10 protein-coding genes and 2 pseudogenes are annotated in these 12,914 nt (G+C 68.9%); 6 read left to right on the top strand and 6 right to left on the bottom strand.

Annotated features, from left to right (window positions below):
* The first annotated feature begins 1 nt into the window (after nt 1).
* Nucleotides 2-1,435 (top strand): phage major capsid protein, encoded by a 1,434-nt coding sequence (locus tag G6N20_RS00585; protein WP_083052501.1) that lies wholly within the window; start codon nt 2-4, stop codon nt 1,433-1,435.
* Between the two features lie 125 nt (nt 1,436-1,560).
* Here G6N20_RS00585 and G6N20_RS00590 read toward each other — a convergent pair whose 3' ends face one another.
* Genes G6N20_RS00590 through G6N20_RS00600 form a run of 3 tightly spaced genes read right to left on the bottom strand, consistent with a single transcriptional unit; the run spans nt 1,561 to nt 2,158 of the window.
* A complete protein-coding gene (locus G6N20_RS00590) occupies nt 1,561-1,806 on the bottom strand; it encodes a hypothetical protein (RefSeq protein WP_083052503.1) in 246 nt (81 codons plus the stop codon).
* A complete protein-coding gene (locus G6N20_RS00595) occupies nt 1,803-1,982 on the bottom strand; it encodes a hypothetical protein (protein WP_083052506.1) in 180 nt (59 codons plus the stop codon). The genes G6N20_RS00590 and G6N20_RS00595 overlap by 4 nt, the downstream gene beginning before the upstream one ends.
* A complete protein-coding gene (locus G6N20_RS00600; protein WP_083052508.1) occupies nt 1,979-2,158 on the bottom strand; it encodes a hypothetical protein in 180 nt (59 codons plus the stop codon). The genes G6N20_RS00595 and G6N20_RS00600 overlap by 4 nt, the downstream gene beginning before the upstream one ends.
* A 70-nt stretch (nt 2,159-2,228) precedes the next feature.
* Between G6N20_RS00600 and G6N20_RS00605 the strand changes: the two are divergent.
* From G6N20_RS00605 to G6N20_RS00615, 3 genes and pseudogenes are all read left to right on the top strand, one after another.
* Nucleotides 2,229-2,531: pseudogene (locus tag G6N20_RS00605) on the top strand (HNH endonuclease signature motif containing protein); the annotation flags it as partial.
* A gap of 149 nt (nt 2,532-2,680) precedes the next feature.
* The gene (locus G6N20_RS00610) at nt 2,681-4,957 is read left to right on the top strand and encodes an ATP-dependent DNA ligase (RefSeq protein WP_083050335.1); all 2,277 of its coding nucleotides are present in this window, start codon (nt 2,681-2,683) and stop codon (nt 4,955-4,957) included.
* Nucleotides 4,954-6,897, top strand: a complete 1,944-nt coding sequence (locus G6N20_RS00615) for a fumarylacetoacetate hydrolase family protein (protein WP_083050320.1) — start codon at nt 4,954-4,956, stop codon at nt 6,895-6,897. Before G6N20_RS00610 ends, G6N20_RS00615 begins: the two co-directional genes overlap by 4 nt.
* A gap of 87 nt (nt 6,898-6,984) precedes the next feature.
* Here G6N20_RS00615 and G6N20_RS00620 read toward each other — a convergent pair whose 3' ends face one another.
* The 3 genes from G6N20_RS00620 to G6N20_RS00630 all read right to left on the bottom strand — a co-directional run bounded on the left by G6N20_RS00620 (nt 6,985) and on the right by G6N20_RS00630 (nt 10,480).
* A complete protein-coding gene (locus tag G6N20_RS00620) occupies nt 6,985-7,749 on the bottom strand; it encodes an STAS domain-containing protein (RefSeq protein WP_083050317.1) in 765 nt (254 codons plus the stop codon).
* 578 nt (nt 7,750-8,327) lie between these two features.
* The gene (locus tag G6N20_RS00625) at nt 8,328-9,299 is read right to left on the bottom strand and encodes a DUF4873 domain-containing protein (protein ID WP_232065557.1); all 972 of its coding nucleotides are present in this window, start codon (nt 9,297-9,299) and stop codon (nt 8,328-8,330) included.
* 260 nt (nt 9,300-9,559) lie between these two features.
* Entirely contained in the window at nt 9,560-10,480 is a 921-nt protein-coding gene (locus G6N20_RS00630; protein WP_083050311.1) for an AurF N-oxygenase family protein, read from the bottom strand.
* A 431-nt stretch (nt 10,481-10,911) separates the two neighbouring features.
* On the opposite strand from G6N20_RS00630, the gene G6N20_RS00635 reads away from it, so the two are divergent.
* A complete protein-coding gene (locus G6N20_RS00635; protein WP_083050309.1) occupies nt 10,912-12,588 on the top strand; it encodes a PE family protein in 1,677 nt (558 codons plus the stop codon).
* Nucleotides 12,589-12,651: 63 nt separating this feature from the next.
* A pseudogene (locus tag G6N20_RS20840) lies at nt 12,652-12,849 on the top strand (DNA-formamidopyrimidine glycosylase family protein); the annotation flags it as partial.
* Nucleotides 12,850-12,914: the final 65 nt, after the last annotated feature.

Consider the following 12,914-nt stretch of genomic DNA (forward strand, 5'->3'; position numbering starts at 1 on the left):
CATGACCGATGAACAACACGAATTTGACGACATCAAAAACCTCAGCCTCGATGAAACCCGCGCGGCCGCGCAGCAACTGCTCGACACTGTTGAGGGTGATTTGACTGGTGAAGCCGCGCAGCGTTTTCAAGCGCTGTGCCGTCACGCCGAGGAGCTGCGCTCCGAGCAGCGCCGCCGCGGCCTGCAAGCCGCGGAGGCGCTGCGCCGCGTCCAGGCCGGTGAGCTGCGGGTGGTGCCCGGCGCTCCCACCGGCGACGACGTTGACGACGCGCCACCGCGAAACACGATGCGGGACACCGCGCTTCGCACACTGGACGGCTGCGTGCGGGACGGGCTGATGACGGCAGGGGCCGCAGAAACCGCGGAAACCCTTTGCCGCAGCGGGCCGCCGCAGTCGGCGTCGTGGGCGCAGCGCTGGTTGGCGGCCACCGGCAGCCGCGACTACTTGAACGCGTTCGTCAAGCGGGTTTCGAATCCTGTTGCGGGGCATACGGTTTGGACCACCGCGGAGGCTGCGGCGTGGAGGGAGGCGGCCGCGGTGGCCGCCGAGCAGCGAGCGATGGGCTTGGTGGACACCGCCGGCGGTTTCCTGGTCCCGGCGGCGCTGGACCCGGCGATTTTGTTGTCGAGCGGCGGTTCGACGAATCCGATCCGGCAGGTGGCGCGGGTTGTGCAAACCACAGCCGAAATCTGGCGGGGCGTGACCTCTGAAGGCGCCCAAGCGAACTGGTATCACGAAGCCGAGGAGGTTTCCGACGATTCGCCAACGCTGGCCCAGCCCGCGGTGCCGGCCTACCGCGGCAGCGCCTGGGTCCCGTTCTCGGTCGAAATCGAGGGAGACGCCGCCGGGTTCGTCGCAGAGGTCGGCCGCATCCTGGCGGATTCGATTGAACAGTTGCAGGCCGCGGCGTTCGTCAACGGCACCGGCGTTGGCGAGCCCACCGGGTTTGTCAGCGCGTTGACCGGCACCAACGATTACGTGGTCGCCGGCGCCGGAACGGAAGCTGTTGTGGCAGCCGATGTTTACGCGCTGCAGTCGGCGCTGCCGCCAAGGTTCCAAGCCAACGGCGCGTTCGCGGCGAACTTGTCCACCATCAACACGTTGAGGCAGGCGGAAACCGCGAACGGTGCGCTGAAATTCCCGGGGTTGCACGACAGTCCGCCGATGCTGGCCGGGAAAAACATCCTGGAGGTTTCCCACATGGACACCGTCGATCCGGCGGTGACAGCGACGAATCATCCACTGGTGCTTGGCGACTGGAAGCAATTCCTCATCGTCGATCGGGTTGGCGCCATGGTGGAGCTGGTGCCGCACTTGTTCGGACCGAACCGCCGGCCGACCGGGCAGCGCGGATTTTTCGCCTGGTTCCGAACCGGGTCGGACGTGCTGGTGCCCAACGCGTTCCGGATTTTGCGGGCGCAAACCACCGCATAGGAGGCCAGGCGTGGGCGGCCTCTGCTTAGGGGTGCCGGGTCGCCTGCGCCGCAGAAAAGGCGCCGCCCCCCAGCCCTCAAGGCTGGGGGGCGGCGCTTCCTTTTTCCGGTTGCGGCGCTTGGCTGCTATTCGTCGAGCTCGCCGGGCTCGTCGGCGGGTTCGAGCGGTTCGACCGCCACCCGCAAGAACGCTTCGATGTCGCCGGAGTATTCGTCGCGATCTAATGCGGTTTGCAGCTTCACGATGGCCTCGCGGACTTCTGTCGGCGCGTCCGGGAACCATGGCCGGATTGTTGCGGCCACCCGGCTGCGGTAACAGACGGCGCGCTCGACGGGCGCCAGGCCGGTGACTTTCACCAGGCGGGGGCTCATCGCGCCACCTCCCAGCCGCGGCGGCCGGCCTCCTGGTGGGCGTCGTATAGGGCCCGCTCATGCTGGTCAGCGGGCCGCAGCGGGCCGACCCACAGCTCCTCGCGGCCGGCCAACAGCACACCGCGCACGGCGAACCCGTTGCCGATGGTGACGGCGCGAACCCTGGGGGCGGTCATCGCGGTTCACCGCTTTCGTCGTCGAGGCCGTCGGCGGCGCCGAGCAGCTCGGCGGCCAGCTCGCGGACGGCGTCGGCCAAGGTCATGGTGCCGCGGTCGAAGGTGATCTCGATGATGTGCTGCGGGTCGCCGCCGGTGGTGGCGGCGGACTGTGTTGGGATGTTGTCGGTAATCATGGGGTGAGTCGCCCTCTTCCCTCCGTAAATGCCGTGACCAAATGAAGCGCACCACCTGAACATCCGCCGCAAGGACCGCGGCTGCTCGTTTCCGAATTGTGATGTGCCGGGCTATCTCACCGAGGTGCACCATGTGACCGATTTCGCCCAGTGCCGGAAGACCGACATCAACAACCTCACCCAGGCCTGCGGCCCGCATCACCAACTGGCCACCAGCGGGGGCTGGAGAACCCGCAAACGCAAAGACGGCACCACCGAGTGGATTCCGCCGGCCCATCTTGACCATGGACAACCCCGCACCAACAGCTACTTCCACCCCGAAAAACTCCTCCACGACCACGACCACGACCACGACGACGAGGACGACCCGTGACCACCGACGCCAGCCGGCCGGCGCTACTGCGCGAACGGCCGGCAACGGTCTCGCGGACCCGGACCACGGTGAACCTGGACGCGAGGGCGCATGTGACAGCGCCTCAGGGGTCGCTGCCGCCGGTGTCGCGGGCCGCGTACGTTGACACCATGGGTTCGACGGCGCAGCCGAAGGTGACGCTCACCAACGCCGACAAGGTGCTCTACCCCGCGACCGGAACCACCAAGCAGGACGTCTACGACTACTACACCCGCATCGCCGAGGTGATGGTGCCGCACATCGCCGGCCGCCCAGCCACCCGCAAGCGCTGGCCCAACGGGGTCGACCAACCCTCGTTCTTCGAAAAGCAGCTGGCGCCGTCGGCGCCCGCCTGGCTGCCGCGCGCCAGCATCACCCACCGGTCAAGCACCACGACCTATCCGATCATCGACAGCCCGATCGCGCTGGCGTGGATCGCACAGCAAGCGGCGCTGGAGGTGCACGTGCCGCAGTGGCGGTTCGTCGCCGAGTGGACGCGTAGCGGCGAACGGCTGAAGCCCGGCCCGGCAACACGATTGGTGTTCGACCTGGACCCGGGTGACGGTGTAACGATGGCGCAGCTGACCGAGGTGGCACGTGCCATCCGGGATCTGATCGCCGACATCGGGTTGACCACCTTCCCGCTCACCAGCGGCAGCAAGGGGCTGCACCTGTACTCGCCGCTGGATCACCCGGTGAGCAGCGCGGGTGCCACGGTGTTGGCCAAACGCGTCGCGCAGCAACTGGAAAAGGCGATGCCGTCGCTGGTCACCTCGACCATGATCAAGAGCCGGCGGGCCGGCAAGGTGTTGGTGGACTGGAGCCAGAACAACGGGTCGAAGACCACCATTGCGCCCTACTCGCTACGCGGGCGGGAGCATCCGACGGTCGCGGCGCCCCGCAGCTGGTCCGAACTCGACGACCCCGGGCTGCGTCAACTGAGCTACCACGAGGTACTGGCCCGAGTCGCCCGCGACAGTGACCCACTGGAGCCGCTGGATGCCGACCTGCCCAGCCGGGACCGGCTGACCAAATATCGCAGCATGCGCGATCCGTCGAAGACACCCGAGCCGGTACCGCGCGCGAAACCAACAGTCGGCCAGAATAATACGTTCGTCATCCAGGAACACCACGCCCGCCGCCTGCACTACGACTTCCGGCTGGAACGAGACGGCGTGCTGGTCTCGTGGGCCGTACCGAAGAATCTTCCCGACACGGCATCGGTCAACCACCTGGCTGTGCACACCGAGGATCATCCGCTGGAATATGCCACGTTCGAGGGCGTGATCCCCAACGGGGAATACGGCGCCGGCAAGGTGCTCATCTGGGACTCCGGCACCTACGACACCGAAAAGTTCCGCGACGATGCTGAAAAGGGGGAGGTCATCGTCAACCTGCACGGCAGCCGGATCTCCGGTCGGTATGCGCTGATTCGGACCGACGGCGACCGGTGGCTGGCGCACCGGATGAAGGACCAGCAGGTCTTCGAGTTCGATTCGCTGGCGCCCATGCTCGCCACACACGGTTCGGTGGCCGGTCTGCGGGCGAGCCAGTGGGCGTTCGAGGGCAAGTGGGACGGCTACCGGCTGTTGATCGATGCCGATCACGGCAGCCTGCGACTGCGCTCTCGCAGCGGCCGCGACGTCACCGCGGAGTACCCCCAATTGCGGTCGGTGGCAGCCGATCTCGTCGACCACCACGCGGTGCTCGACGGAGAGGCCGTCGTGCTCGACAAGTCCGGGGTGCCCAGCTTCAACGAGATGCAGAACCGCGGTCGCGCTACCCCGGTCGAGTTCTGGGCGTTCGACCTGCTCTACCTGGACGGCCGGTCGCTGCTCCGGGCCAAGTATCGGGACCGCCGCAAGTTGCTGGAAACCCTGGCCAGCGCAAGCGCTCTCATCGTTCCCGAGCTGCTGCCCGGTGACGGCGCACAGGCGTTGGAGTACTCGCGCGAGCACCGCTGGGAGGGCGTGGTCGCCAAGCGGCGCGACTCCAGCTATCAGCCGGGCCGGCGCTCGTCTGCGTGGATCAAGGACAAGCACTGGAACACCCAGGAAGTCGTCATCGGCGGTTGGCGGGCCGGGGAAGGCGGACGCGGCGGCGGCATTGGCGCGCTGCTGATGGGCATTCCCGGCCCGGGTGGGCTGCGATTCGTCGGGCGAGTCGGCACCGGATTCACCGAACGGGAGCTGGCCGATCTCCAGAAGACGCTGGCACCGCTGCACACCGATGAGTCTCCGTTCGACGCTGCGCTGCCCACGCGTGACGCCAAGGGCGTCACGTTCGTCAAGCCGACGCTGGTCGGGGAGGTGCGCTACAGCGAGTGGACCCCGGACAACCGGCTGCGGCAATCAAGCTGGCGCGGGCTGCGGCCGGACAAGAACCCGAGTGAGGTGGTGCGCGAATGAAATGGGTCACGTATCGAAGCGACCACGGCGACCGCACTGGGGTGCTCGCCGGGGACCAAATCTACGCGGCGGCGCCAGGTGTGGCCCTGCTGGACCTGATCGGGCGCGGCGCGGATGGGCTGCGCACAGCCGGCGAGGACGCGCTGCGATCGCCGGCCGCGGTGGTCGGGCTGGCCGAGGCGTCGCTGGCGGCGCCGATCCCGCGGCCCCCGTCGATCCGCGACTCGCTGTGCTTTCTGGATCACATGCGCAACTGTCAGCAGGCCATCGGCGGCGGCCGGGTGCTCATGGACACCTGGTATCGGATCCCGGCGTTTTACTTCGCGTGTCCGGCAACCGTTCTCGGCCCCTACGAGGACGCGCCGATGGCGCCCGGAAGTGTCTGGCAGGACTTCGAATTGGAGATCGCGGCGGTCATCGGCGCGGCGGACTGGGACCTGAGGGATCTGTCCGTCGAGCAGGCGGAGCAGGCGATCATCGGCTACACCATCTTCAACGACTGGTCCGCGCGCGACCTGCAACAGCTGGAGGGTCAGCTGCGCATCGGGCAGGCCAAGGGCAAAGACAGCGGAGTCACCCTGGGTCCGTATCTGGTCACCGCCGACGAGCTGGCGCCCTACCGTCGCGACGGCAAGCTGAACCTGCAGGTGACCGCGTTGGTCAACGACACCGTCATCGGCTCGGGATCGACCGCGGCCATGGACTGGAGCTTCGGCGAAGTCATCTCCTACGCCTCGCGGGGGGTGATGCTGCACCCGGGTGACGTGTTCGGCTCCGGCACCGTGCCCACCTGCACGCTGGTCGAGCATCTGCGAAACCCCGAGTCGTTCCCCGGCTGGTTGCGCGACGGCGACGTGGTCATCCTCCGGGTCGAAGGGCTGGGCGAGACCCGACAGACCGTCCGCGCCAGCCGGCCGCCAATTCCGTTGGCCCCCCGCCCGAATCCGGACGCCGAGCCCGCGCGGACCCGGGTCAACGCGGCGCCGGCGCGGGTGCCCTACACGCGCGGACTGCACCACGTGGCCGACCGAGTGTGGGCCTGGACGCTGCCGGACGGCGGATACGGCTGGAGCAACGCCGGACTGGTCGCCGGTGATGGCGCATCGCTACTGGTGGACACCCTGTTCGACATGGCGCTGACCCGCGAGATGCTGGCCGCCATGAAGCCCATCACCGATCAGGCGCCCATCACCGATGCCCTGATCACCCATGCCAACGGCGACCATACCCACGGCAATCAACTGCTGGGCCCGGACGTCCGGATCATCGCCGCCGAGGGCACCGCCGAGGAGATCGCGCACGGTTGGCCCCCGGAGATGCTGGCCATGCTGCAAATCGCCGACCTCGGACCGGTCGCGACACGCTATTCACGAGACCGCTTCGGGCACTTCGACTTCAGCGGCATCAAGGTACGCAACGCCGACCAAACATTCGATCGCGAGCTCACCCTCGACGTCGGCGGCAGGCGGATAGATCTGCACAACCTCGGTCCGGCGCACACCGCCGCCGACTCGGTGGTGCACGTACCCGACGCCGGGGTGCTCTTCGCCGGTGATCTGCTGTTTATCGGCTGCACGCCGGTCGTCTGGGCCGGCCCGATCGCGAACTGGGTCGCGGCCTGCGACGCGATGATCGCGCTGGACGCGCCCACGGTGGTGCCCGGGCACGGTCCGGTCACCGACCCGGATGGAATTCGTGCCGTGCGTGGTTATCTCGTGCACGTCTCCGAGCAGGCCGAGGCCGCCCATCGCAAGGGCCTGTCGTTCGAGGAGGCCGCCGAGACCATCGACCTCGGCGAGTACGCGACCTGGCTGGACGCCGAGCGCGTCGTCGTCAACGTCTATCAGCGCTATCGCGAACTCGATCCCGACACCCCCCGGCTGGAGTTGCTGGCCCTGATCGTGCTGCAGGCCCAGTGGCTGGCGCGCCGCTCCGCCTGACGATGGCCGGACGGCTACCCAGAAGTCAGATCCCGCTGTGACTCCTCAACTTTCGCGGCGTCCCGCTCCAGGTGGCGGCACGCCCGGCTAGAGCTGGTTTTCGGGGCCGATGACCGCCCACACCGTTTTGCCGGACGAGGTGGGGGTGCTGCCCCAGGCGCGCGTCAGCGCCTCCACGATGGCCAGCCCGGACACGTCGATTCCCTTTGGGGGCGCCGGCAACCGCAATGCGGGCGCGCTGCTGGCGTCGGCGACCGCGATCGTCGCTGTCGGGCCGTCGCATTCGATCCTCATCACCGGGTCACTGTCGGTGTGCTCCAACACGTTTTCCATGAACACGTTGACAACCACCAAGGCGACCGGGATCAGCGCGGGTTGGGACCAGCCGGTGAGCCATTCGCGGACCAGCCGGCGTGACTCACGAAGGCTGGTCACGTTGGCGGGCAGTTGTGCCTGGGCGCTCTGGACTTGGCGACGCGCGAGCCGACCAATGGCCTTGATCGCCCCCTTCTCGCTGGGGAACACCGGCATGAAACGGGCGACCCCGGTGCGGGTGATCGCCTCGCGGCCCGCGCGATGAGAACAGACGAGCATGATCGGAACATCGGGCCGAGCGTCCAGCTGCCAGCGCGCGCTGATGAAGACCGACCATGCCGCTTCGTCGGGCACGTGAAGTCCGGAGACGTCGACGATGACCGCGGAGGGCTCGTCAAGCGTCGCATTGATGATGTTGTCACGGAGCTCGGCAGAGGTGTTGGCGTCCAGCACACCGTCGGCCGCCAGGACGACCATCGACTGCTCCGTCCGCGAAGCAATGGCCAGCGAGCTCGGTGATTCAGCTACCGCGCCCATGGGCACCACCCCCGCGCGCTTGGAGCCTCACCGGTGCCGACCGCGCGTCCCACCGGCGGTGGCTGGGTCATCACCTCGGACGTGGTTGCACCACGGCGGCAGGTCAGCAACCGGAATGCCGGTTCCGTCCGGTCGTCCATTGCCTGCTCCTCGAACTGCTGCCCCGCCGATTGCCTGAGGATGCCGCCCCCGTTGGCGGCACACAGGCCCATCTTCGGATGGTCGCCCCATCTCGCGCATCCCGGGCGGCATCCACGCACCCCGACGTCGCAGGGTAGCCGCCCAACCTGTGAGGCCATGGCCGCGCCGCAGGCTGGACGCGGGTCGGGCAGCCGCCTCGACCCGGCCCGTCCGAAGCGCCGCCTACTACCACGCCGAACATGCCGTTCTCGTCCGTCTCGCCGTCTGTCACAGCAGACGTTCACCCACGGGGGTTACCCACTTGACTGGCGCAGCCAACCTCCGGTCTGGGATGCACCCAGCGTATCCGGATTTCAGCGGGCGAATCCGGCGAATCCGACCACAACGGCGCAACGGCTGCCGCCCGGCGCCGCCGTGCGCGTCGAGGACCGTTGCGGTCAGCGGCCGCTCATGGGGTACGGAGGCGCGCCCACCCCGGCGACCGAGTGCGTGCCCCAGGGTGTTTCTTCGGTGAGGCGTGCCGGCACGCTGCGCCGCCCCACCGACAGCGTGGCCGACCGCGACCGCAGCAGCGACTCCCGCGGCAGTGGCCCACGAACGGTCCCCTGCCAGTGGTAATGGCCGTCGATCGGGTCGAGATGACCGGTCAGCCGAACATGCACCGGGTGGCAGCTGCCGGCGATCTGCAGCGTCGCCGCGCCGTCGTAGGCGTCGTGGTCCGCCGATGCGCTGGATGACAGGTCGAACGCCCGGGTCACCGGATACGGCCGGGCAGGTCCAAGTTGGGCGCGCTCGTTGAAGACCTGCTGGCTGCTGCGGCGCACCTCGATGCGGGTGCTGGCGGTGCGTTTCAGCAGCGCGAGGCACTCGACGAGGTAGCGGGCCTGGTGGCGGATATCGGGCCCGGTGAGGAAAAAGTAGTTGGGAAAGCCGTGCACCGCGACCCCGAGAAAGGGCTCCATGCCGTCGGGCCAGGCCTGCCGGATGGTCACGCCGCGGGCGCCGACCAGCGTGTGATCGCAGATCTGGTCGGGGATCGCGAACCCGGTGCCAAAGATGATGGCGTCCACGCCGTGCTCGACACCATCGCTGGTGCGGATGCCCGACGAAGTCAACGACTCGATCGGTGCCCCTACCAGCCGGGGCGTCGGCCGCGGCCGCTGCATCCGGGTGTGGCGCGCCAGCCAGCGTTTGGCCCGGGTTGTCAACGGCGGGATTTCGCTGACAACCCGGCGCGGTGGGTAGGCGAACACGGTGACCGAGGCCGCCGGCCCGATCAGCGAGCCGATGTGGTGACCGGCGGCGGCGTCGCCCCCGACCACGGCGATACGTTTACCGGCCGGATCGAAGGCAGGGTCCCACGCCACCGCGTGAAACATCTCGCCTCGAAAAGCGCTGCGCCCGACCAACTCCGGTGTCCACGGGAGGTACACCGGTCGATGAGCCGCGATGACGACAGAGGCCCGCAACGTCTCGCCGTCGGTGGTGCTCAGCAGCCAGCTGTCGGTGCCGTCGTCGAACAGCGCACCGACCACGTGACGCGCGGTCCCGGGTGTTTGGTCGAGGATCTCGACGTCGGTGAAACCCGCCGCCGCCAACGCCGCAGCGACCGTGCGCCCGCGGGCACCCGCGCCGATGATGACGATGTCGGCGGCAGCGGGTGTGTCGGTCACAGAAACCCGCACCGTCGCCAGCCGCGGCGCGCGATCGGACCCATCAGGCCCACCTCGGTCAAAAACGCTGCCAGTGGGGCGAATCCGGCCACCTGCATTTCACGACGGTGCGGGCTGGTGCGCGCGGTCATGCGTGCCTGCCGAGGGTCCAGGCCGGCCCGCGCATAGGGGATCGGGTTGCTGAACAGGTAGCGGAAGAAGTACCCGCCCAGGCCGTTGATGTTGGCCATGAACCATCTGTTGATCCGCGGCATGGCCTGCACCCGCCGACGCAAGCCGTCACGCGCGAACTGAATGTGGCGCGCTTCTTCGGTGACGTGAATGCGCATGAGTCGCTGGACCATTGGCTGCAATTCCGGGTCATCCATCATCTGCCGCTGCAGCGAGTCGAAGATTTCTTCCCCGATCAACGCGGCCACCCACAGCATCGAACCACGCTGAAAAGCGAAGGGCAACATGTTGATGATCATCCGGTGCAGCAGCCGCGGGCGTACCGGCTTGGCCCCCATGCGCTCGATCGCCGTGCCGAACATGACCATGTGCCGGGTTTCGTCGCCCATCTCGGTCAGCGCGTAATGCGTGGCGCGAGTGGTCGGGTCCTCGTGCATCAGCCTGCGCAACAGCGACTGGTTCAGCAGGTTCTCAAACCAGATGCCCGCCGATAGCGTGTTGACCAACTCCTGGCGGGACAGCTCGATGCGCTGCTCGCGAGTCATCCCATCCCACATCGGGGTGCCGTAGAGCGACACCAGCCTGGGGGGTAGATAGAACTTGTCCGGGTCGAGCGGGGCATCCCAGTCGATGTCGACGACGGGCTCGTAGGACTTATTGACCGAGCCCTTGAGCAGGCGCTCGGAGAACTCTTCGCGACCGGGTCCACCTGGCTTGGGCCCGCTGGGTTTCACCGCGGTGGTCATCGTTGGGTGTCCCTTCATCGGTGCTTCAGACGTTAGGGAGATCACAACCGACAAATCCATACCCATGGTATCCGGTACCTGCGGTCTCGGGTAGTGTTTCGGGGTCTCAATCGGTGACCGTCGCCCGGCGGTGAGAGATCTGCGCACGGATTCATCGGCCAGCCGGACGCTGATCGAGCTTTCCGACCGCAGCGACCGCCCAGGCCTGGGATGACCCCGTTGCGGTGTGATAGCACGCCGCGCATCCTCCTTGCTCCGGGCTTGCTGAGGGCTCAGCGTGCCGGCGAGCGTACGAGTCTAATGACGGGCTAAGGGTTTTGGCGGAAGAGCCGGACTCGCCCAACGAACGCGCTAACATCGGCTCCACCTCAACTTGTGACGAATGGTGACATGGCGATTGCCGGACTATCGCAATGGTCGGGAGGACGTTGATGTCGTGGGTGATCGCAACGCCCGAATACGTGGCGGCGGCGGCCAGCGACCTGGCCGGCATCGGCGCCACGATCAACGCGGCCAGCGCCGCGGCGGCGTTTCCGACCACCGGGGTATTGGCCGCCGGAGCCGACGAGGTGTCGGTGGCTCTCGCGGCACTCTTCGGAGCCCATGGCCAGGCGTATCAGGCTCTCAGCGCGCAGGCGGCCCGCTTCCACCAGCAGTTTGTCCAGCTCATGGAGGCCGGGGCGGGGCAGTACGCGGCCGCCGAGGCGCTCAACGCGTTGCCGATGCAGCAAGCCCAGGCCCTGGTCACCGACCCGGTGCTGGCGCTCACCGGCCGCCCGCTGATCGGTAACGGCGCCGACGGCGCCCCGGGGACCGGGCAAAACGGCGGGCCCGGCGGATGGCTGTACGGAAACGGCGGCAACGGCGGCTCCGGCGCGCTCGGCCAAAACGGCGGCAACGGCGGGTCGGCGGGGCTGTGGGGCAACGGCGGCATGGGCGGCGCCGGTGGGCCCGGCGCGAACGGCGCCGCCGGCCAAGCCGGTTTGGCCGGCGGTAATGGCGGCAACGGCGGCGCTGGCGGCTGGCTCTACGGCCTGGGCGGCGCCGGCGGCCCCGGTGGCAGCGGTGGCAACGCGGCCGGCGCCACTCCCGCGGGCGCGGGCCTCAACGGCGGCGCCGGTGGCCACGGCGGCGCCGGCGGCCCCGGCGGCCTGCTCTTCGGCCCGGGTGGACCCGGCGGCGCCGGCGGCAACGGCGGCGCCGCCACCGGCAGCAGTACCGGTAGTGAACCCGGCGGCATCGGCGGCGCCGGCGGCAACGGCGGCAACGGCGGACACGGCGGGTGGTTGTACGGCGACGGCGGGGCCGGCGGAAACACCGGCAACGGCGGATCGTTCGTCGCCGACGCGGGCGTCGTGAACGGCGCGAGCGGCGGCATCCCCGGCTACGATGTCTTCGCCGGTCATGGCGGTGATGCCGGCCTGTTCGGCAACGGCGGGCCCGGCGGACACGGGGGCCTGGGTGGGACCGGCCAGTTTGGCCCTTTGCGTGGCGGTAGCGGGGGCTTCGGCGGCGTCGGCGGCAATGGTGGCGACGGGGGGCTGTTTTGGGGCAACGGTGGCGTCGGCGGGACCGGTGGGCACGGCGGGGCAGGTGGCGACTCCGCGCCCACTATCGGTGCCGGCGGTGCGGGGGGCTTCGGTGGCCCTGGTGGTGGTGGTAGTAAACCCGGGCTGATTGGCAATGCCGGAAACGGCGGGGCGGGCGGGCACGGCGGAAACGCCGGCGCCGCCGGGACGAACGTCGGCCAGGGCGGCGTGGGCGGTTTCGGCGGCTTCGGCGCCGACGCCGTGCTGGTGGGCCACGGCGGCGTCGGGGGCAACGGCGGTAACACCGGGACCGGCTTAGTGGTCCAGATCATCGACGGTGGCAACGGTGGCGACGGCGGTCTGTTCTACGGCAACGGCGGCAGAGGCGGTAACGCCGGCACCGCCGCGGCGGTGCCGACCGTTCCCGGTGGGGTCGGTGGCAACGGCGGCAACGCGCAGCTGATCGGCAACGGCGGCGACGGCGGGGCCGGCGCCGGCGCGGCCTTCGGCGGCGTCGGCGGCGTCGGCGGTAGGCGCGGGGTGCTGTTCGGCACCCCTGGGGTGTCCGGGCCCGCGTAGCCACCGTCGGGCCGGCGGGCGGGTCGATGGACACCCCGGCGCCGAGATCGGCAGACTGAACGGGTGCCCGAACTCCCCGAGATCGAAGCGCTGGTCGACCATCTGCGCCGGCACGCCGTCGGCCGGACGATCGGCCGCGTCGATGTCGCCGCCCTGTCGGTGCTGAAAACCTTCGATCCGCCGGTCAACGCGCTGCACGGCCGGACAGTGGTGGCGGCCGGCCGGTGGGGGAAATACCTCGGCCTGCGCGCCGACAACCTGTGGTTGATCGCCCATCTGTCGCGGGCGGGCTGGCTGCGATGGTCTGACACGCTGGCCCCGGCGCC

The organism is Mycobacterium shinjukuense, from assembly GCF_010730055.1.
GTDB classification, from domain to species: Bacteria; Actinomycetota; Actinomycetes; order Mycobacteriales; family Mycobacteriaceae; genus Mycobacterium; species Mycobacterium shinjukuense.

Excerpts from the sequence above, each read along its gene's own strand:
- G6N20_RS00585 (WP_083052501.1), top strand. The coding sequence starts at position 2 with ATGACCGATGAACAACACGAATTTGACGACATCAAAAACCTCAGCCTC.
- G6N20_RS00590 (WP_083052503.1), bottom strand. The coding sequence starts at position 1,806 with ATGAGCCCCCGCCTGGTGAAAGTCACCGGCCTGGCGCCCGTCGAGCGC.
- G6N20_RS00595 (WP_083052506.1), bottom strand. The coding sequence starts at position 1,982 with ATGACCGCCCCCAGGGTTCGCGCCGTCACCATCGGCAACGGGTTCGCC.
- G6N20_RS00600 (WP_083052508.1), bottom strand. The coding sequence starts at position 2,158 with ATGATTACCGACAACATCCCAACACAGTCCGCCGCCACCACCGGCGGC.
- G6N20_RS00610 (WP_083050335.1), top strand. The coding sequence starts at position 2,681 with ATGGGTTCGACGGCGCAGCCGAAGGTGACGCTCACCAACGCCGACAAG.
- G6N20_RS00615 (WP_083050320.1), top strand. The coding sequence starts at position 4,954 with ATGAAATGGGTCACGTATCGAAGCGACCACGGCGACCGCACTGGGGTG.
- G6N20_RS00620 (WP_083050317.1), bottom strand. The coding sequence starts at position 7,749 with ATGGGCGCGGTAGCTGAATCACCGAGCTCGCTGGCCATTGCTTCGCGG.
- G6N20_RS00630 (WP_083050311.1), bottom strand. The coding sequence starts at position 10,480 with ATGACCACCGCGGTGAAACCCAGCGGGCCCAAGCCAGGTGGACCCGGT.
- G6N20_RS00635 (WP_083050309.1), top strand. The coding sequence starts at position 10,912 with ATGTCGTGGGTGATCGCAACGCCCGAATACGTGGCGGCGGCGGCCAGC.